Origin of the sequence: Planococcus ruber (assembly GCF_022819085.1) — a bacterium.
GTDB lineage: Bacteria > Bacillota > Bacilli > Bacillales_A > Planococcaceae > Planococcus > Planococcus ruber.
The window spans coordinates 104,803-127,348 of the sequence record NZ_JALHAG010000004.1 but is presented as its reverse complement, the minus strand read 5'-3'; the positions used below and the strand labels follow the sequence as shown (position 1 = coordinate 127,348).

The following is a 22,546-nucleotide window of genomic DNA, read 5'->3' as shown; positions in this document are numbered from 1 at the left end:
AGGCAAAAAGAATAGAAATGACGGCTCCCTTTTATTCCAAATTCCCTGTTAAGATATTGGCGTAAGGGGAATCAGATGGCAGGATGATGACTGTATCCTCGCCAATGGTCTTCGTATAGGAATCCAAAGACCGGTACAACTGGTAGAAATCCGGGTCTTTCGAGAACGATTGGTTATAGATTTTAGCGGCTTCAGATTCGCCTTCCGCTTGAATCAACGAGGCTTCTTTGCGGGCAGTTGCGATCAATTCCTGCGCTTCCCGGTCCGCTTGAGCTTCAATTTCCCGTTTTTTTGCATCGCCTTGAGACAAATAATCCTGGGCTGTAGAATCACGCTCAGAAATCATCCGTGTATACACCGACTGTTCGTTTTCTTCCGGCAAATCGGTGCGTTTGATGCGGACATCAATCACTTGAATGCCGTATTTGTCTGTCTTTAACAATTCATTTACTTTCTTTGTGACATTGTCGTTCACGCTGCCGCGAGAAGAATTTTCATCGTTGATGATTTCCTCGTAATTCAATTGGCCAAGCTCAGCCCGGACAACCGAATAGATAAATTCTTCCATACGCGATTCTGCATTAATGATCGTTCCGGCATTGGAGATTAGATCGATCGGGTTTACAACTTCCCATACTGCGTAATTATCGATGATGATCCGTTTCTTATCTTTTGTATTGATTTCGGCTTCTGAAACATCATAAGTCATTTGGTAGTTCGGCAGCGACGTCACACTTTGGATAAACGGGATTTTCATTTTAATGCCGGGATCGTCGTGAATGTCAACGACTTCTCCGAATTGGCGGACAACCCGGTACTCGTTTTCTTTAACGACATAGACGTTGGTCAAAAGAATAAGGAAGACAGCCAAAACGACAACTGCACCGACAATCAGTTTCCAATGCTTCTTAAAATTGATCGGCTCTTTCGGTTCTTTTTTCTTTTTCGGTTTTTTTGGATTTCCCCATGGATTCGGTTTCTGAGATTCAGGGATCGGTTTGTTCGGCTCCATTAGTTTCCGCCTCCTTCTTCAGTCTCAGCAGCCGGCGGCACGACAGACTGCATGCTCTCCAGCGGCAAATATTTCATCGTGCCGCCTTCGTCATTCATGATGTAAAGTTTTGCGTTCGGCAAAACAGTTTCCAATGTTTCAATGATCAGTCGCTGCTGTGTGACTTCAGGATTTGTCCGATATTCGGCATACAGTTTATCAAATACTGCGACGTCTCCGCGTGCTTGTTCAACACGCGCCACTTTTTGCCCTTCAGCACGCGAATTGATGGCTGCTTTTTCACCAAGCGCTTCATTGCGTTTCTGGTTTTCGTATTTTTTCGCTTCGTTAATTTTTGTATTCATCGTTTCCCGTGCATCCGTTACATTCGTAAAGGCCGCACGGACTTCTTCATTCGGCAGCTCAACGTCTTGGAGTTTGACGGCCAAAATAGATATGCCGATATCGTATTTGTCGATAAGCGATGCTAGCAAATCTCTTGTCTCCGATTCAATCTCCGCTTTCCCTGAAGTAAGGGCATCGTCGATCAGCGAGCTCCCGATGATGGAACGGATGGAAGCAGAAGTGGCATCATGGAGAATTTCCCGAGGCGACTCTGAATTGAACAAGTACTTTTTCGGATCTGTGATTTTCCATTGGACGATTAAATCCGCAAGGACGATGTTTTCATCTCCCGTAATCATCTTGGTTTCTGCGTCGTAAGAGGTGATTTCTCCTTGATCATTCTGGTTATAGCCGAATTGCAAGCTATAAGTTTCTTTGGAAAGCACTTCAGCTTTTTGGATCGGCCATGGCAATTTGAAGTGCAAGCCCGATTCTGTTACGGTTTCATTCGCTACCCCGAACGTGATAATGACGGCTTGTTCGGATTCGTCTACGGTATACCAGGAAGTAAAAACAGCAATTAATAGGACGATTCCCAACAAGGCTAAGCCAATGATGCTCAGTATTTTTTTTGTAGTCATAAAATGACCCCCTTATTATTATGTATACTCATTCTACGAAGCAATATTAAAATAGTTTCATGAAATTAAATAATCTCATAAAAATGCTTATTGCATTTGCACACGAAAAAGAGCCCCGGGTTAGAGGGCTCTTTTTCATTTATGCGGTTTAAAGGGGGTTCTTAAACACCATATCACTCTATTGTGAAGGCAGTGTGAATGTTTTGTAAATATTACCACTGATTATTTTTATATTTCTTATAATAATTGATTTGCCGCGCAAACAAATACAGCTTCCGCTTTAAATGCGTATCCTTTTTATAGAATAACGGATTTCCATATTTGCCTTTTTTCAATAATTCTTTAATATCACGCTGTACGGCTTTATTGTCTACGAACTTTTTCAAGACGATTTTCGGCACGACCGTGAATAGGAAATCTTCATTTAGATAAGTGACCGGTTTTTCAACGTGGTAAATGAGGTCGTCGACGAAACAAGAAGCCATATTATGGCCGAGCGCCGTAACGTAATAGCTCGAACGCCCCTGGCGGATATTCACTTCGAAGACTTTGAATTTCCCATCGCGTTCATCGTATTTCAAATCGAAATTCGCAAATCCGGTATAGCCCACTGCTTCAAGGAAATTCTGGAGCTTCACCATCATTTCTTTATCATAGCGGGTAATTAAAGCCGTATAGTTCCCGATTGCGGTCACGGTATGTTCCTGCAGTACGACTTGGGCAAACGTTACAAGCTGCGTTTTGCCCTTGGAACTTGCATAAATCACCGAATCCCACATATACGTATCATCGCCGGGAATGAAATCCTGGATGATCAGTTCATCATCATAGCCGCTTCCGATGATCGTATCGATGACTTGCTTCAGCTCTTGCGGATTTTCCACTTTATACACTTTTTGCTGTCCGGCAAACTTATTGAGATTGTATTTGATCCCGTTGCTCGGCTTGATAATGACAGGATACATCATCTGTTCTTCAAACGGCTTGCCGGAGCGGCAATCGTAAAAGAACGTCGTCGGTGTTTCAATGCCATGTTCTTTGCAAAGCTTATAGAAATTCGCCTTAACTTGAAGCTGATTCATCAAATCTTCATTGATGTAATTGAAAACAAAATGCTCTTTTAAAACAGAGGCATTCTCAATAATTAACCGAACATATAAATCGTTTGTGCCGATCAGCAACAACGTCTTGCCCGGCGTTCTGTATTTCCCAGCAATCTCGGTTAAGATTGAAGCAAATTGAGCAGAATCGGCCAAACCGGAGCGCAATTCGATCGTCTCCGTGATATTGCTCATTGCTGTGAATGACAAAGGTTCTTTTCCGACTAAAATCGGCTTAATTCCATAAGCTTCGTGAAATGAAATCGCCATATTGTAGGCGTTCATATCCGTTCCTACAATGATTGGCAAAAAAGGTAATGTATCCATGCTTTCCTCCTAAATTAACTCCCTAAAGGCAATTGAACAGTAAACTTAGTCCCCACTCCTACTGTGCTTTCCACATCTACTTTTCCGTGATGCGCCTCGATTAAATGCTTTACAATTGATAATCCTAATCCGGTGCCGCCCGAGTTCCTGCTTCTTGCCCGGTCAACTCGGTAAAAACGTTCGAACAAACGTCCAATTTCAGAAGCTTCAATCCCAATTCCTTGGTCTTCCACTTCAATTAAGGCGGATTTGCCTTTTGTATATAATCTTACCGTGATGGTAGTCTTAGACGATGAATAAGTAATCGCATTCACTAACAAATTCATCATGACCTGCAATAGACGGTCGGGATCGCCTTGCAGAATAACCGGTTCGAGCTGGAGATCCAGTTTGATTTTCTTTTCTTCGATTCTTTTGCTGACCATTTCTTCTGCCCGTTTGATCACTTTTTCCATATCAGTCGGAAGCGCATTGACTCGGAAACCGGCTTGCTCTACTTTGGAAAGATCCAGTAAATCGTTGATCAGCATTTCAAGCCGATTGCTTTCCGTATGGATAATTTCCAGAAATGACAGCAAGGTTGCTTCGTCCGTATAGGCTCCATCAATCAGCGTTTCGGAAAAGCCTTTGATCGACGTAACTGGCGTCCGCAGCTCATGCGAGACATTCGCTACAAAGTCTTTTCGGACTTGTTCGAGCCGTTTTAACTCGGTGATGTCATGCGAAACAATCACGATTCCAAGCCATTGTTCGTGGTCTCCAAGCACAGGGGCTCCGTATACGTCAATATTTTTCGTATGGATGCCTTGTTTAAACTCCAATTGATCCCGTGCCGCCTGCTCTGTCATAAAAACTTGTTCGATGAATCGTTCAAATACCTCAGGCAGAGGCACTTCTTTGTAAAACTTTTCCTGCACTTGTTCTTCAATCAAATGAAATTCACCCAAAAATGATCGATTCACTAAAGCAACGCCGCCTTGCCGATCAATCATGATTAAGGCACTGCCCATATTCTCAATCAAGGTTTTTAGGCGCTCCTGCTCCATTTCACGGACAGCCGTGATTTCCTGCAGATTTCGTGCCAATATGTTGATTGTAGAACTTAATTGAACTGCACCGACGTTGCCATACTCAAAAGCCCGGGCACGGTAATTTCCTTTGACGAGCTCCAGTGCAGTTTGAGTAACATTTTCAATCGGAAGAGCTTGGACTTTAATGATCCGATGACCGATAAGTGCTGAAAACAACAAAGCACCGATAAAAATCAGTGCCAAGATAATCCATACTTCCGTTTTGTCTTCCGCTTCTGCATACATCGGGAAAAGTTGGATGACTATAAGAAGAATACATGCTAAAAGCAAGCTGATCCATGCCATTATCGTCACCAGAAGCCGATGTCTGAATGACTTCATCCTGCTTTTGGCTCCTCAAATTTATATCCGAGCCCCCGAATCGTTTTTATGAAGAGAGGTTTTCGGCTATTTTCTTCTATTTTTTCCCGCAAATGGCTAATATGTACATCAACTATCCGTGTATCTCCGGCAAAATCATACTTCCAAACGGCACTTAATAACTGGTCTCTGGTCAATACCCGGTTTTTGTTTTCCATTAAATATACGAGAAGCTCGAACTCTTTTGGCGTAAATTCAATTTGCTCCTCATTCAAAAACACTTCAAAACGTTCTGGATAAACAGCCAAATTCCCCATGATTAACGGGGCAGATGAATCCTGTGCTTCTGCTGGCGCAGCTTGGACTCTCCGCAGTACCGCTTTGATGCGTGCGACGACTTCACGCGGGCTGAATGGCTTCGTCATATAATCATCTGCACCCAATTCCAGCCCCAATACTTTATCGAATTCATCGCCTTTTGCTGTCAGCATGATGATCGGCGTATTGATTTTTTGTTGGCGAAGCGATTTACACACTTCGACTCCATCCATAGATGGCAGCATCAAATCCAGGACAATGAGGGAAGGTTTTTCGCTCATCGCCATTTCATAGCCTTCTTTTCCGTCATAGGCAACAATCGTTTCGTAGCCTGCCTGCACCAGATTATAGGACAATAATGTTGCAATCGAATGCTCATCTTCAATGATCAATATTTTGTTCAGCATTTTACATCCTCCACATTCAGTTTGAAACCCCCATTTCAAACCGCATTACGGCTATCATCTTAATGGCTGGCCAACTGGCTCTCCAGCTTGGGCGGATTGACGAGAACTGTTCCCGAAATCAATAAATTGCCTTTTTCATCAGATGCTTCGACTTTTATCGTGACCTCGTTTCCTTCTACATCAATTTTCACTAATTCCAAAGAGAAATGAAAAGTTGAGTAGTGATAGACAGGCCGGTGAAATTTAATTTGCTGTTCATTAATATAAGATCCAGGGCCTGGTAAATATTTTGAAATGGCCGAAGTGATAATCCCCGTCAACATGATGGTTGGCACGACCGGTTTTTCGAAAGCCGTTTGTGCAGCGAAATCATGCTGGATGTATAGCGGGTTTCCATCGTTGGTAAGTCCGAGGTAAAGAAGAAGATCTTTATCTTCAACCGTTTCTGTCAACTGCAGATTCTCCCCTATTTTCAGGTCTTCTATTTTACGGCCTAATTCACGCTTTTTTCCAAGCAATAATAAGTTCCCTCCCCAACCTTAATACTCTTATAGTATCAATTATATGTTGAATTGTGCAAGCGTCCAGGCAATCATACAGACTCAGGCCTTTGCTCCTATCCCAACAATATTTATGCCATTAGAAAACCGGGCACGGAGTTCTCCTGCCCGGTTCAATATAGCGTTAAGCTAAAACTTTCATGACTGCTTTCACGGATTCGGCCGATTTTTTTAGCAATGCTTTTTCTTCTTCATTTAAATCGATTTCAAGGATTTTTTCAATGCCCCCTGCACCTAAAATGGTCGGCACCCCTAAATAGATGCCATCCATGCCATACTCGCCTTCCAAATAAGCGATGGAAGGCAAAATACGCCGTTGGTCTTTCAAGATGGCCTCGGCCATTTCAACCAAGGAAGCAGCAGGAGCATAATAGGCGGAACCGTTGCCCAGCAAGTTGACAATTTCAGCGCCGCCTTTGCGGGTACGATCGACAATTTCCGAAAGCCTTGCTTCCGGTATCAACGTTTCCAGCGGAATTCCGCCAGCATAGGAGTAGCGCACAAGCGGCACCATATCATCTCCGTGTCCACCTAAAACAAATCCAGTAACATCTTTGACCGAAACATTTAATTCTTCAGCCACAAAGGTTCGGAAGCGTGCTGAATCCAATACACCGGATTGCCCAATCACGCGTTCCTTTGGAAATCCTGATTCTTTAAAAACGGTATACGTCATCGCATCAACCGGGTTGGTCAAAACGATAATGGTTGTATTGGGTGAGTATTTTACGATATCTGCTGTAACAGCTTTCATGACTTTCTGGTTCGTTTGGACAAGATCGTCGCGGCTCATTCCCGGTTTACGGGCGATGCCGGCCGTAATGATCACCAAATCCGAGTCTTTCGTATCTTCATAATTGGCCGTTCCGCTCACATGTGCATCAAAACCTTGTACAGGAGAGGCTTCGGCCATATCAAGCGCTTTTCCTTTAGCCGGGTCCTCCATTTGTGGAATATCCACTAAGACGACGTCGCCTAATTCTTTTTGGGCCAATAAAAAAGCCGTGGTCGCTCCTGTAAAACCTGAACCGATAACTGAAATCTTTTTACGCTTCAATGTCATAAAAACTCTCCTTTATGGTTAAAGTGGATAAAAAAAAGAGAGGGATGGCCTCCCTCTCTTTATCTTATAGGTTTTTGATCAATTCGTCAGCAAACTCAGAGCATTTCACTTCTGTAGCGCCGTCCATTAGGCGGGCAAAGTCATAAGTTACAACTTTAGAAGCGATTGTTTTCTCCATTGAGTTTGTGATCAATTTCGCTGCTTCGTTCCATCCTAAGTGTTCAAGCATCAAGACGCCTGACAAAATGACAGATGAAGGGTTTACTTTATCTTGTCCAGCATATTTCGGAGCTGTACCGTGAGTCGCTTCGAAAATTGCATGTCCAGAAATGTAGTTGATGTTCGCACCAGGTGCGATACCAATTCCGCCAACTTGTGCAGCCAATGCGTCAGAGATGTAATCTCCGTTCAAGTTCATTGTTGCAACAACGTCGAACTCGCTTGGACGTGTAAGGATCTGCTGCAAGAAGATATCAGCGATTGAATCTTTAACAAGGATTTTTCCAGAAGCAAGTGCTTCTTCCTGTGCTTTGTTTGCAGCATCTGTTCCTTGCTCATCTTTAATCGCATCGTATTGGTTCCAAGTGAATACTTTGTCGCCGAATTCTTGCTCAGCCACTTCATAGCCCCAGTTTTTGAAAGCTCCTTCAGTGAACTTCATGATGTTCCCTTTGTGGACCAAAGTCAATGATTCGCGGCCTTCAGTGATTGCATAGTTGATTGCAGCACGTACTAAGCGTTTTGTTCCTTCTTCTGAAATTGGCTTGATGCCGATTCCTGAAGTTTCAGGGAAGCGGATTTTGTTAACGCCCATTTGGTCTTTAAGGAAAGAAATCACTTTCTCAACTTCCTCAGTGCCTTTCGCGTATTCGATACCAGCATAGATATCTTCAGTATTTTCACGGAAGATGACCATGTCTGTATCTTCAGGACGTTTAACCGGTGAAGGTACGCCTTCAAAATAGCGGACTGGACGCAAGCAAGTGTAAAGATCCAATTCTTGGCGAAGTGCCACGTTCAATGAACGGATACCGCCGCCGATTGGCGTTGTAAGAGGTCCTTTGATTGCGATCAAGTACTCGCGGATAACGTCAAGCGTTTCTTGTGGAAGCCATTCGCCTGTTTCGTCGAATGCTTTTTGGCCAGCAAGAACCTCTTTCCATACGATTGCTTTTTCGCCGTTATAAGCTTTGTTTACTGCTTCTTCCAATACACGTGAAGCTGCATTCCAGATATCCGGGCCAGTACCGTCACCGATAATGAATGGGATAACTGCTTGGTTAGGAACGTTCAATACGCCGTTTTCAACTGTAATTTTTTCGCCGTTTGTCATGTGTAATTGCCTCCTGAGTTCAAATTGATAGGGCTGCACAAAGTGCAAGCCCTATTGTTTATGATACTTTTACGCTAAATCCTATCGTTCTTCCACTGGGATGTATTTCTGCATGCCAGGTCCGATGTATTCTGCGCGTGGACGGATCAAGCGGTTGTTTGAATACTGCTCAAGAATATGAGCCAACCATCCTGAAGTACGTGAAACAGCAAAAATTGGTGTAAATAGATCATGTTCAATATTTAATGAATGGTAAACAGATGCAGAATAGAAATCCACGTTTGGTGGAAGGTTTTTCTGTCCCGTTACGATTTCATCAATTTTGACAGACATATCGTACCATTTTTCTTCACCGCGGATTTTTGTCAATTTCTGTGACATTTCACGCAAGTGTTTGGCACGAGGGTCACCTTTGCGGTATACGCGGTGTCCGAAGCCCATAATTTTTTCTTTGTTGGCAAGTTTCTCAGTAATGACAGATTCTACGTTCTCTACAGAACCGATTTCTGTCAACATTTTCATAACTTGTTCGTTCGCTCCACCGTGCAATGGACCTTTTAAAGCTCCAATTGCAGCTGTGATGCCTGAATAGACATCAGACAAAGTCGCCACCGCAACGCGTGCTGTGAAAGTCGATGCATTCAGTTCGTGGTCTGCATGAAGAACAAGCGCTTTGTTGAAAGCTTCGACTTCGATGTCTTCTGGCATAGAACCAGACAACATATAAAGGAAGTTAGCTGCAAAGCTTAGATCCGTTTTAGGAGCTACTGGCTCTTGGCCATTGCGGATGCGGCCGAAAGCTGTTACAAGCGTAGAAATCTTCGCCTGGATTTTAATCGCTTTACGGTAGTTTGCTTCAGTTTCCATAACTTCCGCTTCTTCATCGAATAAGCCGAGCATGGAAACGGCTGTACGAAGAGCAGCCATTGGATGTACTTTTTTAATATCGTATGTTTTGAAATGATCAAGAACCGCTTGCGGCACCGCCATGTTGTCTGCTAATTGCTGCTTAAGCTCTGCCAATTCATCAGCTTTTGGCAAGCGTTGATGCCAAAGCAAATAAATCACTTCTTCAAAACTTGCGTTGACTGCTAAATCATCGATATCGTAGCCAACATATGTAAGTGTGTCATCAATAATTGAACTGATGGCAGATTGTGTAGCTACTACACCTTCTAAACCTTTTGCCGATGTCATATAATTCGCTCCTTCTCCAGTATATTTCATCACTCCAAAAAAAAAGCCCGAAATGATGGGTTATCTGTCTTTTTGTAGACTTCCGCTGAATGCCTTACTAGACCATTATAATCAATGTTGAAGAATTTGTGAATGAAAACGCTTGTTTTTATTAGAAATTCCTTTAAAACGATGAATTCACTCGGAATTATCGTACGATAATCCGAGCGTTCTTCATCTTATTGTTCAAAAGTTTCATTATAAATGGTTTGTAGATTTTCTGTGTCGGAGCAAACAATAAAGATAAACCGATCGCATCCGAGATAAACCCTGGAGTCAATAGCATCACACCGCCTACCAAGACAAATGCCGCTTTCAGCAAATGGTCGCCCGGCGGTTCAAATCGATTAAAGCTCTCTTGAATATCCCGTATCGCTTTTAGCCCTTGCTTCTTCGCTAGAAAAGCTCCCAGCAAACCTGTTCCTACAATAATCAATAGCGTCGGGAAAAATCCAATGGCTCCTCCAGCCCAAATTAAAATGGCCAATTCCAGTGTCGGTACAAGGAGCAGCGCTAAAAAAATCCATTTCATCGTTTGCTTAGTCCCCTCTCTGCATCGATTTCGATTAGCAGCCAGCAAGAATCGATCGGATCCTTGCCGGCTTCCTAAACCGAAAATCCAGGTTGCCTTTCAGCAAAAAAAGCTGGTGAACGGAGTGGCTGATGTCAATGCTAGCTTATAGGACGCTGGCGTGGCCATCATAAATGATGCCTGAAGCGGCGTCAATTGTAATATCGTAATTGTTTTTGATCAACGACGTTGCGTTTTCAACGCCAACGATAACCGGAATTCCAAGGCTTAAGCCGACAACTGCTGCGTGGCTTGTCAATCCGCCTTCTTCCGTTATGATTCCGGCACACTTTTCAATAGCCGGCATCATTTCACGGTCTGTTCCGATCGTTACGATGATTTTTCCGGTCGTATCTTGAGCCAATGCTTCCTGTGAATTTTTCACAACGAGCGTGTTGCCGAAAGCAACGGATTTGCCGATGCCTTGCCCTTGTGCAATGCTGTCGCCGATCAAATGCACTTTCATCAAGTTTGTTGTACCCGCTTGTCCTACCGGTACGCCCGCAGTGATCACGACTAAATCTCCGTGCTTCACATAATGGTGCTTCAAGCTTTCATCTACTGCGTTTTCCAGCAATTCATCCGTTGAATGGACTTTGGATCCAACAATCGGTTGAACTCCCCACACGAGCGTCAATTTTCTAGAAGGAATATCAGAAGACGTCACAGCGATGATCGGTGCGCCTGGGCGGTATTTCGAAATCATCTTCGCTGTATGGCCGCTTTCTGTTGGAGCGATAATCGCCTTAACTTTTAAGTTTAATGCTGTATAAGCAACAGCTTGGCCGATAGCTTCTGTCATATTCGATTCTTTTTCTTTTCTTCTGTTCGAGACGATTTGCTTGTAGTTCAATGCATCTTCCGTTGTCATTGCAATGCGGTGCATCGTTTCAACGGATTCTACCGGATAAATGCCGGCTGCCGTCTCACCTGACAACATGATGGCATCGGTTCCGTCAAAAATCGCATTGGCCACATCACTTGCTTCTGCTCGTGTCGGACGCGGGTTGCGCTGCATAGAATCAAGCATCTGAGTCGCTGTAATGACCGGTTTGCCGGCGCTGTTGCATTTTTCGATCAATGATTTCTGGACTAGCGGCACTTCTTCCGCCGGAATTTCTACACCAAGATCTCCACGGGCAACCATTAAGCCATCAGAAACCATGATGATTTCGTCGATATTGTCGACGCCTTCCTGGTTCTCGATTTTCGGGATGATCTGGATATGAGATCCGCCATTTTTTTCAAGCAAGCTGCGGATTTCCATTACATCAGAAGCTCGTCTCACAAATGATGCAGCGACGAAATCGACGCCTTGCTCGATTCCGAAAAGAATATCCTGCGCATCTTTTTCAGTGATCCCCGGCAATTGCACAGATACACCTGGAACGTTTACGCCTTTTTTTGTTTTGAGCGTTCCTGCATTTTCCACGTACGTGTGGATCAAGCCATTCGCTTTGTCGAGGCTCTTTACACGAAGCTCAATCAACCCGTCATCAAGCAGGATAACCGATCCTTCCTGCACATCTTCGATCAGCTGCTCATAAGTGATCGAGAACATCTCGCTTGTCCCTACCACTTCTGTCATGGAAATCGCGATGTCCTGGCCTGTCACCAATTCAATGGAATCATTCTCCATTTTATGGGTACGGATTTCTGGGCCTTTCGTGTCTAGTAGGATCCCTACGATTTTGCCTGTTTTCGCTGCTGCATCACGGATGCGCTGAATGCGAGTTGCATGTTCTTCGTGGCTTCCATGCGAAAAGTTTAAACGGGCTACGTTCATGCCTGCCTCGATCAGCGATTCGAGCAATTCCGGTGATTCACTTGCTGGTCCGATCGTACATACGATTTTTGTTTTTCTCAATATACTCACTCCATTTGCCTTATTAAATTGATAGTTCTTTGGATAAGGTGTACAAACTCATATCTGTTTCATGCTTCGTCGTAAATGCCTTAGTCATATCATAGTCTACCACTTGGTGATTTTTCATGCCAACTGCCCGGCCTCCAATGTTTTGAAGGAGAACTTCCACTGCGTGAGCTCCGAACAAACTGCCGAGCACCCGGTCTCTCGCAGTCGGTGAACCGCCTCGCTGAACATGGCCAAGAACTGAAACACGTGTTTCAATATCCGCTTTAGAGGTAATCAAATCAGCCAGGGCATTGCCGTTCATAACGCCTTCAGCCACGATAATGATGCTATGGCGTTTGCCGCGTTTTCTCCCTTTTTCCAATCGATCAATGATTTCATCCAGGTCAAAATCATCTTCGGGGATTAAAATTGTTTCCGCTCCGCCAGCCAGACCTGCCCATAGAGCCAAATCTCCTGCATCCCGGCCCATTACTTCTATAATGAATGTCCGTTCATGGCTAGTTGCAGTATCCCGGATTTTATCAATCGCTTCGATTACTGTATTTAAAGCCGTATCAAAACCGATTGTGTAATCAGTGCCTGGAATGTCATTATCAATTGTGCCCGGAACTCCGACGCACGGGAATCCGTGTTTTGTCAAAGCCATCGCACCTTGATAAGAGCCATCGCCGCCTATGACAACAAGCCCTTCCAAACCATGCTTTTTCATTTGTTCAATCGCTTTTAATTGGCCTTCTTCCGTTTTGAAAGCTTCGCATCGTGCGGAATACAATTTTGTTCCGCCCCGTTGGATAATGTCCCCAACATCCCTGGCTTCCAAGGTCTCAATTTTCCCTTCAATTAACCCTTGGTATCCTTGATAGATGCCAGCGACTTCTAAGCCGTGGAAAATTCCTTTCCGAACAACTGCCCGTATTGCAGCATTCATTCCCGGGGAATCGCCTCCGCTTGTTAATACACCAATTCGCTTCATTTGTTTCGCCTCCCACTAATCCTTGTACTCTTTTCACCTTACCATGCAAAGCCTTTACTGTCAGTCTCCAAACCATAATACTTCCATTAAGAGCTGGTTTTTTTTATCTTTCAAAAACTGTAAGCGCTTATATTTTTTATTCGTAGTAAATTTCCTGCAAAAATGAAACAGCCAGGCATTTTCCGCCTGGCTGTCGATTGCTTGAGTTTATTCGCTGAAAATACCGATTGACCGGAATTTTTTGTAGCGCTGGTCGATCAGTTCTTCGCCTGACAGCCCCTTCAACTCTTCAAAAGAATTTCGGATGGCTTGTGCAATCATTTCGGCTTGCTTTTCATAATGATGATGCGCGCCTCCGCGAACCTCTGGAATGATCGCTTCGATGATTTTCATGCCAAACAAGTCTGGTGCCGTGATCTTCATGGCTTCGGCAGCTGTTTGAGCCAGTGCTGAATCTTTCCATAAAATCGAGGCGGCCCCTTCAGGCGAAATTACAGAGAACGTAGAATTTTCAAGCATCAAAATGTGATTGCCGACTCCAAGGGCAAGCGCTCCGCCGCTTCCGCCTTCGCCAATAACAATTGAAAGAACCGGCACTTCGAGGCCAGCCATTTCAACCAAGTTTTTCGCAATCGCTTCGCTTTGTCCGCGCTCTTCCGCTGCTTTGCCCGGATATGCGCCTTTTGTATCAATCAAACAAACGATTGGCCGATTAAACTTCTCTGCTTGTTTCATCAAGCGCAGCGCTTTTCGGTAGCCTTCCGGATGCGGCATTCCGAAGTTGCGGCGAATATTTTCTTTTGTGTCTTTGCCTCGCTGATGGCCGATGATGGTGACCGGCTGCCCATCAAACGAACCGATGCCGCCGACAATCGCTTCATCGTCTCCGTAAAGCCGGTCTCCGTGCAATTCGATAAAATCTTTGAAAATCAACGGAATGTAATCCAATGTTGTTGGACGATCTGGATGGCGCGCGACTTGAACGCGGTCCCATGGCTTCATGTTTTCATAAATATCGTTTTCCAAGCCTGCCAAGCGCTCTTCCAAGCTGTCAATTTCTGAACTGAGATCGACATCCGCAGTTGCGGTATATTCTTTCAATTCTTCGATTTTTTTCCGTAATTGAATCAGGGGTTCTTCAAAACCCATCGTTTTTGGAGCTGCGTTTTTTTTAGCCATTTCAAACAGCTCCTTTCGTATGCAGACGCACGATTGTACTCAATTTTTCTTTCATATCCGCTCTATGGACCACAGCATCTAGCTGGCCATGTTCCAACAGAAATTCTGCGGTTTGGAAATCTTCAGGCAGCTTCTCGCGCACAGTCTGTTCAATGACCCGGCGCCCCGCGAATCCGATTAACGCTTTCGGCTCGGCAATATTAATATCGCCCACCGAAGCAAAGCTAGCGGATACGCCGCCAGTCGTCGGGTGGGTCAAAACGGAAACAAACAGCAATCCTGCGCTGCTATGGCGCTTCAATGCCACACTTGTTTTGGCCATTTGCATCAATGATAAAACGCCTTCTTGCATCCGGGCGCCCCCGCTTGCTGTAAAGATGACGAACGGCAAGTTTTTCACGGTCGCAGCTTCCACAGCGCGTGTAATTTTCTCCCCGACTACGGACCCCATCGATCCCATCCGAAAATGGGAATCCATGATCGCTACGACGATTTCTTGGCCGTTCAATTTTCCGGTTCCAGTCAAGACCGCTTCGTTTAACCCCGTTTTTTCACTGTCGGAACGGATTTTATCGGTATACGCTGGGAACCCAAGCGGATTTTCAGATTTGATGTGATCGTCGATCGATTCGAAAGAGCCTTCGTCCAATAAACTTTCGACGCGTTCATAAGCCGTCATTTTAAAATGATGGTCGCACTTCGGACAGACTTTATGAAGGCTCTTCAATTCTTTCGTCAATGTGATTTGTTTGCACGAAGGACATTTTGTCATTAATCCTTCCGGAATATCTTTTGAATCTTTATTTGGCATTGTGGTGCCTTGTTTGTCTTTGTTGCGCTTAAAGATCTCGCGAATCATTGCCATTTTGCATTCTCCCCTTTTGTATCCAACAGCTCCAAGTTTTAAATAAGTCAATTGCCGAGCTCATATCTTGCTGCTCAAGCGCAGCCAATAATGGTAGCAGCATTTCTTTTTCAGTTGCTGTAACGGGCTCCTGATAAGGATTTCCGCTGTACTGCTGCAGCAGGAACCAAATTTTCAATGATAACCGGTTCCCGGACAGCACCATCAGTTCACGGACAAAATCTTCCCGGTAGAAGCTTTCATTTTCATTCAGCCGATTTCTGAAGCTATCCCAAACTTTTAAGCTCGCTAATTTGCTGTTTTGGCAAATCGTCTGGATAGCGGACACTTCATGGATCAGCCGTGTTCCCCAAACATCTTCCTGAGACTGTTTATCCTGTAAGATGAACGTCGATAAAACTTCCACCAATTGATGGTTTCGATGGTCAGAAAGAAACGTGCCTTCCCCCCGTCTCGTTTCGATCAAGCCAAGCAGCTCCAAACTTCGCAGCGCCTCTCTCAGCGTTGATCTGCCGACTTGCAATTTCTCGGCCAGCTCCCTTTCGGATGGAATACGATTGCCCGGTTTGATCTTTTCCCGCCGAATCATGTCACGAATGTCTTTTACTATGTCTAAAAATCGTTTTGACTGATTCATGATAGCTCCTTACTTCCATAAATTTGAAAGTGGTCTGGCCACTCATATTTTCTAGAATACAAAACTTTTCGGCTGCCGTAAAGAAAAAACTGCCTTTCTCAAAAGAAAGGCAGTCAAGTATGAATAGATTTACAAATAACGGAAGTTTTATGGTTCCGGTTTTCTACCGTTCCTTGTACTTCCAAAACGCTGTGCGACTCGAGCAAGTGATTATATTTGGCATATTCCGCCGGAAATAAGGTGACAGAAGCCTGGCCGGAATCATCTTGCAAACTGACAAAAGCCATTGCATCGCCTTTTTTGGTGCGTATCCGTTTGATATCGTCCACCATTCCGAGAACCGTCACCGATTTTCGGTCTTGGATATTCTTCAAATTCTTTAAATCGGTATAGGGTTTATTGCGCTGCTGTTTTTCTCTCGCCATAGGATGCGTCGACAAATAAAATCCTAACGCTTCTTTTTCATAGTCGAGCTTTAAAGTTTCCGGAATAGGAGAAGCTTGAATGTATTTCGGTTTCATAAAGCTCGATCCCATTTCATCAAATAGGCCCGGCTCTTCGTTCGGCTTCACCAATTCCGCATGCTTGACGGCACTGTCCAGTGAAGCAAGCACCGTCGCGCGGTCGAGCCCAAAATCATCCAAGGCGCCTGCTTTTGCCAGCGGTTCAAAAGCCTTTCTGGTAAAATGGATGGCCGAAATGCGTTCGGCTATCGCATAGAGGCTCGAAAACGGACCTTCTTTCCGTGCTGCCAATAGCGCTTTAATGGCACTCCCTGGCACTCCTTTGACTGCATTCAAGCCAATACGGATCTGGCCTTCTTCAACAGAAAACGAATAGCGGCTCTTTTGGACAGAAGGCGGCAGGACCGGGATGCCTTTATCCTTGATCTCCTGCAAGAGCTGTGCGGTCTTTTCAGCATTGCCTGCGCTGTTAGCGAGCAGCGCCGCATAAAAGTAAACGGCGTAATGCGTTTTCATATAGCTCAGCTGATAGGAAATCATGCTATAGGCCACTGCATGGCTTTTTGGAAATCCGTAATCGGCAAACCGGACGATCAAGTCATAAACTTGCGATGCTTCCGATTCAGAGAACCCTTTTTTCACCGCACCTTGCGTAAAATGCTTTCGTTCTTCGTCCAGGATTTCCCGTTTCTTTTTGCTGACAGCGCGTCTCAGCAGATCCGCTTCGCCAAGAGAAAAGCCGGCGATGCGGGAAGCAATCTGCATGATCTGCTCTTGATAGACGATGATGCCGTATGTTTCTTTTAAAATCGGCTCAAGCAGTGGGTGGATATAGTCCACCCGTTCCTGCCCGTGCTTACGCCGTGCATATAAAGGAATGAATTCCATCGGGCCTGGACGGAACAGCGCGTTGACGGCGACAATGTCGCCGAAAGCCGTCGGTTTGATCTGCCTTAAGGCACCGCGCATGCCATCCGATTCTAATTGGAAGATGCCCGTCGTATCTCCTTGCGCTAAAAGCGCATACGTTTCGGCATCCATCAAGGGAAGCTTCCGGTAATCCATCCACTTTTTCGTATCTTTAAAGAGCAGACGCCGGATTTGTTCAAGAATCGTCAAATTGCGGAGTCCTAAGAAATCCATTTTCAGCAAGCCGACCGCTTCCAGTTCCGCCATTGGCCACTGCGTGATATATATGCCTTCGTTCCCTTTTTCGATCGGCACATGGTCGACGAGCGGCGTCGGGCTTAAAATTATGCCGGCAGCATGGGTAGAGGCGTGCCGCGGGAGCCCTTCCAATTTCAAAGCGGTTTTAAACCATTTTTTGCGTTCTTCCTTTTCGATGATCCAATCATTCAACCGTTTGTTTTCTTTCAAGGCAGAGCGCAATGTCGTGCCTGGCCGGTTCGAAATCATTTTCGAAATCGCGTCCAGCTCTTCTGGTTCAAATCCAAATACACGAGCGGTATCGCGTGCCACCGCTTTTGCTGAAAGAGTACCGAATGTAATGATTTGTGCGGTGCGCACTTCCCCGTATTTTTTTACGACATATTCTACGACTTCATGGCGCCGGTGATCGGCAAAATCAATGTCGATATCCGGCAATGTCACCCGTTCCGGATTTAAGAAACGCTCAAATAGCAAATCGTGTTCCAGCGGGTCGACATCCGTAATCCGTAAACTGTATGCGACGAGCGAGCTGGCTGAAGAGCCTCGGCCCGGCCCTGTTAGAATGTCATTGTCTCGCGCAAATTTCATGAAATCCGAAACGATTAGAAAATAATCGATAAAGCCCATTTTCCGAATGACCGAAAGTTCGTACTTCAACCGCTCCAAATAGGTTTCCCCGTAAGTTGGAATCCGTTCGGCCAAGCCCGCTGTACAAAGATCCCAAATATAAGTGGAGCGGTCTGTACCGTCCGGCAATGGAAATACCGGCAGCAGCTGTTGATTCAAAGGAATGCTCACGTTGCAGCTTTCAAGCACCTGCCGGGTTTTCTGTAGCCATTCCGGACGATCCGAAAACCAGGAGGAAAATTCTTCTGCAGAAGGCACATGCGCTTTTTGATGCGCAGGGCGCTTGCGTTCCGGATCGTTCATCTTCAAGCCTTGTGAAATAGCCGAAGCAACTTCGTGGGAAAAAGCATCGCCTTCATGCAAATAGCGGCTTTCTTGCGTCGCCATCATTTGTAAACCTTCTGTTTCGCATAAAGCGATAAAGGCTTCTTCATGGTTATTGCGCCGTCCTCCGGGACGTTCGATGCTGCCATAGCAAAAACTGCCGAAAATTTCCTGGAGAAAATGGACCGCTTCGCTTCGGTCGGTCATCACCCATTCCGCTTTATCAGGAATCACACAGATTAATCCTTGCCGGTAGGCTTTCAGCCACTGTTCGGGAATCGCCGCTTTATCCCGTGTCGATAAGGCGGACGTAATTTTAAGCAAGTTTTTATAACCCGCATTTGACTGGGCATAGAGTACGGCTGGGTACTCCTGCTCCTCAAATTCGATAAACACAGAAAGGCCGACCACCCCATGGATGCCGGCCTTATGGCACGCTTCCCAAAATGGAAGAATGCCGTATAATTTCGAGTTGACGATTGCTGCAGATGCCGTCCCCTGTTCGATCAGAAAAGGGAAAAGTTCATCAAGGCGAACCGTGCTTTTCAGCAAATCTGCTGACGTGCTTATATGCGGATAAACCATTGACAATCCAATCCCTCCTTTCTTATGAAGCGCAAATTTTTGTCAAACGTTCGATGACCTGTTCGGCTTCTTCCCATGAATAGGCTGTGGCTCCTGAAGCCATCGGATGTCCCCCGCCGCCGAACTCTTTTGCCAGTCCATTGATGACCGGCCCTTTCGAGCGCAGCCGAACGCGGATTTCCGTATTTTCTTCGATAAACATGACCCAGGCTTTTAAGCCTTTGACATTTCCGAGAGAACCGACCAACAAGGAAGTTTCCGATGCCGTAACGTCAAAATCCTTCAAAACGTCTTTCGTAATTTTCACGTAAGCTGCGCCGCTTTCGTTCATCACAAAATTTTGATAGATATAGCCTTGCAAATGCAGCAATTTCCGTTCCATTTCGTACATGCCGTTATGCAATTCATCGCGGTTAAAATTGTATTTGATCAATTCTCCGGCAATTTTAAACGTTTTTTCCGTCGTGCTCGGGAAGAGGAAGCGGCCAGTATCGCCGATGATTCCAGCATATAGGAGACGCGCAGCCATATCCGGCATCTCCCAATTTTCCTGCTCTTGGCCGTATGTAAATAATTCATAAATCAATTCGGAGGCGGAGCTTGCATTGGTGTCCACCTGCAAAAGATCTCCGTATGCGTCATCATTCGGGTGATGGTCAATTTTAATGATCTTTTCGCCGTTTTGATAACGCTGGTCGTCCACCCGCTCGGTATTTGCGGTATCTGTGACAATGACTAAAGCGCCATCAAAGTCGCCGTCTTCCACTTGGTCTGGAAAATCCAAAAAGTCCAAAGTGAAATCATGTTCGCCTGCAGCCAAAATCCGCTTTTCGGGAAAATTGTGCTGAAGCAAGTATTTCAAGCCTAATTGGGATCCGTAAGCATCCGGGTCCGGCCGGACATGGCGGTGGATGATGATGGTTTCGTATTCTTTAATTGTGTCGATGATTTGACTGTACATTTTGCTGTTCCTCCGTTTTTTAAGGAAATCCATTCGCATTTTTGTCCATTTCTCAGTACAATAGGAGTGAGTTATGGAATACAGGAGGTTCTCCAATGATCGTATTAGTAGGTATGATAATTATATCATTTGTTTTTTATTTTTATTATAAAACAAAACAATTCCGTGCAACTTTGCCCATCCGGAGAAAATGGTATGCCTCCATCGCGTCTGTTGCGCTTGGCAGCTTCGTGCTGTTTTTTGGCATCAACCAATTGTTCGTCTTCCAATCGATTGTGACGTACATTATTTCCGGCATTTTCATCATTCTTGGCCTCGCTTTGATGATCTACAATTACAAAGCGGCGAAGCATTACCACTCGTTCGTAGCCGAAGAAGCGCGTTTGAACCAATAAGAAACCTCTCCTTTTATAGGAGGGGTTTTTTATTGTCTAGCCTTACCGGGCGCTTTTCTAGCGGTCCAGCAATTGGAACGTTAGTAACGCCTTTCCAACAATCTTATTTTCGAAGCTCACTTCGACGTCGACTTTTGCCGATTTTCGGCTCATGTCCAAAATCACCGGTTTGATCAGCACCGTCGAGTCCAGTTGAACGGGATTCAAATAATAGACCGTCATATTCTCCAGCGCACTGTCTTTCCGGTTTTTGGTCTTTAACGCTGTTGTAGCCGCTTCGATTAAAATCGCCGAATATGCTCCGTAGGAAATCGAGCCGTACGCATTGGTCATTTGCGGGGTCACCCGGAAATTCAGAACGACTTTATCCGTCGATTGCAGATGCATCTGCCCCATAATGAGATCATCAATTGTTTCGCCTTGCTGCGGCTGGCGTTGTGCGGTTTGAATGGCTTTCAGCACATCTTGCCGGCTGATGACGCCTTTTAGCTTGCCGTGGTCATCTGCCACCGGCAGCAAGTCGATGCCTTCCCAAATCATGCGATGCCCCGCTGAAGCGACGCTCGTTTGCATGGAAACCGTAATCGGATCTTTCGTCATTACTTTTTCAATCAATTCGGCATCGCCGTGCCCGATGACATCACGTGATGTGATGATGCCGACCAGCTTGCCGTGGTCATCGACGACCGGGAAGCCGCCATGCGTGGTTTCCTTGTTCAATTCGTGGTAATGGCTGATCGTATCTTTGTCCTGCAGAAAATTTGTATTTTCCAAAGGAATCAAAATGTCTTCAATCAATAAAATTTCTTTCTTAATCAACTGGTCATAGATGGCACGGTTGATCATGGTCGCTACAGTAAACGTATCGTAGCTCGTTGAAATAACGGGAAGCTCATATTCATCCGCTAATTTCTTTACCGTATCCGAAGCTTCAAAGCCGCCGGTCACAAGCACGGCGGCGCCTGCTTGTAAGGCATATTCGTGGGCTTTAAAGCGATTGCCGACAATCAGCAGATTCCCCGCTTCTGTATAGCGCATCATATCATCCAATTGCATGGCACCGATGACAAATTTGTTCAGCGATTTATGCAGCCCGGATCTCCCGCCCATCACTTGGCCATCGACAATGTTGACAATTTCCGCGTAGGTGAGCCGTTCGATGTTCTCTTTTTTCTTCCGCTCGATCCGGATGGTCCCAACACGTTCAATCGTTGAAACAAGGCGCTGGTTTTCCGCTTCTTTGATTGCCCGGTAGGCCGTCCCTTCACTGACTTGAAGATCTTTTGCAATGCGGCGCACAGAGATCTTTTCGCCCACCGGGAGCGTTTCGATATACTCCAGTATCTGTTCGTGTTTCGTCGCCATAATTTCACCTGTTCTTTCTCGCATTCTATACTTCCAAGTGTATCATAAGTCATAGAAAAAACAGACTGAACCGGCATCCATAAAAAAGAGTCGTCCCTAACTAAATGGGGACAACTCCTTGCTGAAAATTAATAGTCGATAACGTCTCCAGGTTGCATAATTTTGACTTCTGCGCCTTTAACAAGACCTTTGAAATATTCAGGATCCTGGTTGATTGGCGGAAACGTGTTGTAATGGATCGGCACCACGGTTTTCGGCTTGATCAATTCCACCGCATAAGCGGCGTCGTCCGGCCCCATCGTGAAAAAATCGCCGATCGGCACAAACGCCAAATCTATTTCATTGCGGTTCCCGATGATTTCCATATCGCCGAACACTTCAGTATCGCCTGCATGGTAAATCGTCTTCCCTTCCGCTTTAAAAAGGATACCCGCCGGCATTCCGCCGTAAATGGCATCGCCTTCAGGAGTGGTATAAGAAGAACTATGGAAGGCTTTCGTGTATTTGACGGTGCCGAACTCGAATTCTTTTGCGCCGCCAAGATTCATGCCAACCGTTTCAACTCCTTGGCCAGCCAAATAATTGGCAAGCTCCACAGGCGCCACTACTTGCGAATTGTTCCGCAGCGCAAGTTCTACCGTATCGCCGACATGGTCGTTGTGTGCATGCGTCAAAAGAATGACATCCGGCTTTTCTTCGCTTGCCACGAGATCCGTCAACGCGTTCCCTGAAATGAATGGATCAATTAAAATCACTTTGCCTGCTGTTTGAATTTTCACTACCGAATGGCCATGAAATGATACTTTCATTTAATCCCCTCCAGCTCTCATTATCGATCTTTC

At 45.3% G+C, this 22,546-nt stretch carries 20 protein-coding genes; 1 reads left to right on the top strand and 19 read right to left on the bottom strand.

Features of this window, described 5'->3' with window-relative positions:
* Positions 1-31: 31 nt before the first annotated feature.
* From hflC to MTR82_RS08440, 17 genes are all read right to left on the bottom strand, one after another.
* The gene (gene hflC / locus MTR82_RS08520) at positions 32-1,012 is read right to left on the bottom strand and encodes a protease modulator HflC (protein WP_246808710.1); all 981 of its coding nucleotides are present in this window, start codon (positions 1,010-1,012) and stop codon (positions 32-34) included.
* Positions 1,012-1,977, bottom strand: coding sequence for an FtsH protease activity modulator HflK (gene hflK / locus MTR82_RS08515; RefSeq protein ID WP_246808709.1), 966 nt, complete (start codon positions 1,975-1,977; stop codon positions 1,012-1,014). Before hflK ends, hflC begins: the two co-directional genes overlap by 1 nt.
* A 212-nt stretch (positions 1,978-2,189) precedes the next feature.
* Entirely contained in the window at positions 2,190-3,404 is a 1,215-nt protein-coding gene (locus tag MTR82_RS08510) for a carboxylate--amine ligase (protein ID WP_052652000.1), read from the bottom strand.
* Between the two features lie 14 nt (positions 3,405-3,418).
* Positions 3,419-4,816, bottom strand: a complete 1,398-nt coding sequence (pnpS, locus tag MTR82_RS08505; RefSeq protein WP_246808708.1) for a two-component system histidine kinase PnpS — start codon at positions 4,814-4,816, stop codon at positions 3,419-3,421.
* The gene (locus MTR82_RS08500) at positions 4,813-5,520 is read right to left on the bottom strand and encodes a response regulator transcription factor (protein ID WP_052652002.1); all 708 of its coding nucleotides are present in this window, start codon (positions 5,518-5,520) and stop codon (positions 4,813-4,815) included. Before MTR82_RS08500 ends, pnpS begins: the two co-directional genes overlap by 4 nt.
* A 59-nt stretch (positions 5,521-5,579) precedes the next feature.
* On the bottom strand, positions 5,580-6,038 hold the full coding sequence (locus MTR82_RS08495) for a MaoC family dehydratase (RefSeq protein WP_052652003.1): 459 nt from the start codon (positions 6,036-6,038) through the stop codon (positions 5,580-5,582).
* A gap of 166 nt (positions 6,039-6,204) precedes the next feature.
* On the bottom strand, positions 6,205-7,143 hold the full coding sequence (gene mdh / locus MTR82_RS08490) for a malate dehydrogenase (protein ID WP_052652004.1): 939 nt from the start codon (positions 7,141-7,143) through the stop codon (positions 6,205-6,207).
* Between the two features lie 64 nt (positions 7,144-7,207).
* Positions 7,208-8,476 (bottom strand): NADP-dependent isocitrate dehydrogenase, encoded by a 1,269-nt coding sequence (icd, locus tag MTR82_RS08485; RefSeq protein WP_052652005.1) that lies wholly within the window; start codon positions 8,474-8,476, stop codon positions 7,208-7,210.
* Positions 8,477-8,557: 81 nt separating this feature from the next.
* Complete coding sequence (gene citZ, locus MTR82_RS08480) at positions 8,558-9,673, bottom strand: citrate synthase (protein ID WP_246808707.1); 1,116 nt, start codon at positions 9,671-9,673, stop codon at positions 8,558-8,560.
* 187 nt (positions 9,674-9,860) lie between these two features.
* A complete protein-coding gene (locus MTR82_RS08475; protein WP_246808706.1) occupies positions 9,861-10,244 on the bottom strand; it encodes an FxsA family protein in 384 nt (127 codons plus the stop codon).
* Positions 10,245-10,389: 145 nt separating this feature from the next.
* Positions 10,390-12,150: a pyruvate kinase gene (gene pyk / locus MTR82_RS08470; protein ID WP_246808705.1), complete on the bottom strand. Its 1,761-nt coding sequence runs from the start codon at positions 12,148-12,150 to the stop codon at positions 10,390-10,392.
* Positions 12,151-12,172: 22 nt separating this feature from the next.
* Complete coding sequence (pfkA, locus tag MTR82_RS08465; protein ID WP_246808704.1) at positions 12,173-13,132, bottom strand: 6-phosphofructokinase; 960 nt, start codon at positions 13,130-13,132, stop codon at positions 12,173-12,175.
* 207 nt (positions 13,133-13,339) lie between these two features.
* Complete coding sequence (gene accA, locus MTR82_RS08460; RefSeq protein WP_246808703.1) at positions 13,340-14,311, bottom strand: acetyl-CoA carboxylase carboxyl transferase subunit alpha; 972 nt, start codon at positions 14,309-14,311, stop codon at positions 13,340-13,342.
* Position 14,312: 1 nt separating this feature from the next.
* Entirely contained in the window at positions 14,313-15,176 is an 864-nt protein-coding gene (gene accD, locus MTR82_RS08455; protein WP_052652011.1) for an acetyl-CoA carboxylase, carboxyltransferase subunit beta, read from the bottom strand.
* Positions 15,151-15,813 carry a FadR/GntR family transcriptional regulator gene (locus tag MTR82_RS08450; protein WP_246808702.1) on the bottom strand — a complete coding sequence of 221 codons (663 nt, stop codon included), beginning with the start codon at positions 15,811-15,813 and terminating at the stop codon, positions 15,151-15,153. Before MTR82_RS08450 ends, accD begins: the two co-directional genes overlap by 26 nt.
* 113 nt (positions 15,814-15,926) lie before the next feature.
* Positions 15,927-18,983 (bottom strand): DNA polymerase III subunit alpha, encoded by a 3,057-nt coding sequence (dnaE, locus tag MTR82_RS08445; protein ID WP_246809050.1) that lies wholly within the window; start codon positions 18,981-18,983, stop codon positions 15,927-15,929.
* A gap of 22 nt (positions 18,984-19,005) precedes the next feature.
* Complete coding sequence (locus tag MTR82_RS08440) at positions 19,006-19,944, bottom strand: DHH family phosphoesterase (protein WP_246808701.1); 939 nt, start codon at positions 19,942-19,944, stop codon at positions 19,006-19,008.
* A gap of 95 nt (positions 19,945-20,039) precedes the next feature.
* Between MTR82_RS08440 and MTR82_RS08435 the strand changes: the two genes are divergently transcribed.
* On the top strand, positions 20,040-20,339 hold the full coding sequence (locus MTR82_RS08435) for a YtpI family protein (RefSeq protein ID WP_052652014.1): 300 nt from the start codon (positions 20,040-20,042) through the stop codon (positions 20,337-20,339).
* Between the two features lie 57 nt (positions 20,340-20,396).
* On the opposite strand, the gene MTR82_RS08430 is transcribed toward MTR82_RS08435, so the two are convergent.
* Together MTR82_RS08430 and MTR82_RS08425 are read right to left on the bottom strand one after the other, a co-directional pair.
* Positions 20,397-21,704 (bottom strand): DRTGG domain-containing protein, encoded by a 1,308-nt coding sequence (locus tag MTR82_RS08430; protein WP_052654553.1) that lies wholly within the window; start codon positions 21,702-21,704, stop codon positions 20,397-20,399.
* A gap of 128 nt (positions 21,705-21,832) precedes the next feature.
* On the bottom strand, positions 21,833-22,513 hold the full coding sequence (locus tag MTR82_RS08425) for a metal-dependent hydrolase (RefSeq protein WP_246808700.1): 681 nt from the start codon (positions 22,511-22,513) through the stop codon (positions 21,833-21,835).
* Between the last annotated feature and the right edge of the window lie 33 nt (positions 22,514-22,546).

Excerpts from the sequence above, each read along its gene's own strand:
- hflC (WP_246808710.1), bottom strand. The coding sequence starts at position 1,012 with ATGGAGCCGAACAAACCGATCCCTGAATCTCAGAAACCGAATCCATGG.
- hflK (WP_246808709.1), bottom strand. The coding sequence starts at position 1,977 with ATGACTACAAAAAAAATACTGAGCATCATTGGCTTAGCCTTGTTGGGA.
- MTR82_RS08510 (WP_052652000.1), bottom strand. The coding sequence starts at position 3,404 with ATGGATACATTACCTTTTTTGCCAATCATTGTAGGAACGGATATGAAC.
- pnpS (WP_246808708.1), bottom strand. The coding sequence starts at position 4,816 with ATGAAGTCATTCAGACATCGGCTTCTGGTGACGATAATGGCATGGATC.
- MTR82_RS08500 (WP_052652002.1), bottom strand. The coding sequence starts at position 5,520 with ATGCTGAACAAAATATTGATCATTGAAGATGAGCATTCGATTGCAACA.
- mdh (WP_052652004.1), bottom strand. The coding sequence starts at position 7,143 with ATGACATTGAAGCGTAAAAAGATTTCAGTTATCGGTTCAGGTTTTACA.
- icd (WP_052652005.1), bottom strand. The coding sequence starts at position 8,476 with ATGACAAACGGCGAAAAAATTACAGTTGAAAACGGCGTATTGAACGTT.
- citZ (WP_246808707.1), bottom strand. The coding sequence starts at position 9,673 with ATGACATCGGCAAAAGGTTTAGAAGGTGTAGTAGCTACACAATCTGCC.
- MTR82_RS08475 (WP_246808706.1), bottom strand. The coding sequence starts at position 10,244 with ATGAAATGGATTTTTTTAGCGCTGCTCCTTGTACCGACACTGGAATTG.
- pfkA (WP_246808704.1), bottom strand. The coding sequence starts at position 13,132 with ATGAAGCGAATTGGTGTATTAACAAGCGGAGGCGATTCCCCGGGAATG.
- accA (WP_246808703.1), bottom strand. The coding sequence starts at position 14,311 with ATGGCTAAAAAAAACGCAGCTCCAAAAACGATGGGTTTTGAAGAACCC.
- accD (WP_052652011.1), bottom strand. The coding sequence starts at position 15,176 with ATGGCAATGATTCGCGAGATCTTTAAGCGCAACAAAGACAAACAAGGC.
- MTR82_RS08450 (WP_246808702.1), bottom strand. The coding sequence starts at position 15,813 with ATGAATCAGTCAAAACGATTTTTAGACATAGTAAAAGACATTCGTGAC.
- dnaE (WP_246809050.1), bottom strand. The coding sequence starts at position 18,983 with ATGGTTTATCCGCATATAAGCACGTCAGCAGATTTGCTGAAAAGCACG.
- MTR82_RS08440 (WP_246808701.1), bottom strand. The coding sequence starts at position 19,944 with ATGTACAGTCAAATCATCGACACAATTAAAGAATACGAAACCATCATC.
- MTR82_RS08435 (WP_052652014.1), top strand. The coding sequence starts at position 20,040 with ATGATCGTATTAGTAGGTATGATAATTATATCATTTGTTTTTTATTTT.
- MTR82_RS08430 (WP_052654553.1), bottom strand. The coding sequence starts at position 21,704 with ATGGCGACGAAACACGAACAGATACTGGAGTATATCGAAACGCTCCCG.
- MTR82_RS08425 (WP_246808700.1), bottom strand. The coding sequence starts at position 22,513 with ATGAAAGTATCATTTCATGGCCATTCGGTAGTGAAAATTCAAACAGCA.